Annotated in this window: 1 protein-coding gene; it reads right to left on the bottom strand. The window is 54.7% G+C overall.

All coding sequences use genetic code 11. The features are described 5' to 3' along the window. Positions 1-422, bottom strand: a 422-nt coding sequence (locus tag AC0L20_RS39975; RefSeq protein WP_473295664.1) for a hypothetical protein, incomplete at both ends; no start/stop codon positions are given.

Here is a 422-nt window from a genome sequence, read left to right as displayed (position 1 = left end):
ATATCGAGCAACCCAATTCATGGACGCGGACATCAGTCCCCGACTCCGCAAGTAGCTTGATTACCCGCTCAGTGAGCTCGTCCAGTCGCTCCTTCACCGCCGGCTGGGTTAGCCAGAAATGTCGCTCGACGAGGTCAGGATTGAGTGCAACGCCAGTGGCGATCGCCAAAAGCACCCTGGAATTGTATGAGCCAAAGTTCAGATCAAGCTGCTCGGCCATTCGAATTGACAGATCTATCAGTTGCAGTCGAAGGGCCCCTTCAACGACACCAGTGAGCACCTCCTCCGCCGGAAAACCTTTACTAGAAGCTTGCAATTGCTCCTCATCCGCGTAGTAGCGCAGATAGGCTTCTTTGGTATAAACACCAGGAGATGGTTCGGTCGAGTAGAGCTCCTTCGCCGCCGACTCACGCTCGGTACTG

The organism is Bradyrhizobium sp. Kon58 (assembly GCF_055807455.1).
Note: the sequence above shows the minus strand (reverse complement) of the source record. Positions and strands in the feature narration are given on the sequence as shown.